Raw genomic sequence first — 275 nt, 5'->3', positions numbered from 1 at the left:
CGTGTCGACGCCGGGATAGACGCGTTCGATCTCGTCGAGCACGGGCAGCAACAGTTCGTCGACCGCGTACACGTCGCCCCACACGAGCGACTGACCGGCCGCACCGGCCACCATGCCTGGATAAGTGCCGAAATCGTACAGTTCGCCGGGCAGCGCGATGGCTCCGAGGAGCGTGGGCGCAGGGATGCCGTGGCGCCCGGCCGCATGGCCGATGTCGTTGGCCTCGCCTGCTCGCAACGTGCCGTAGACGAATACATGGCGCATCGTGGTTCTCC

General features: G+C 66.9%; 1 protein-coding gene. It reads right to left on the bottom strand.

Annotated elements, in window-relative coordinates; genetic code table 11:
• Positions 1-264 (bottom strand): gamma-glutamylcyclotransferase (locus SB816_RS31480; protein WP_410548180.1); only part of this gene is annotated, 264 nt, incomplete at its 3' end.
• Positions 265-275: the final 11 nt, after the last annotated feature.

This window comes from Achromobacter sp. SIMBA_011, from assembly GCF_046535435.1.
Taxonomy (GTDB): Bacteria; Pseudomonadota; Gammaproteobacteria; order Burkholderiales; family Burkholderiaceae_B; genus Achromobacter; species Achromobacter dolens.
Note: the sequence above shows the minus strand (reverse complement) of the source record. Positions and strands in the feature narration are given on the sequence as shown.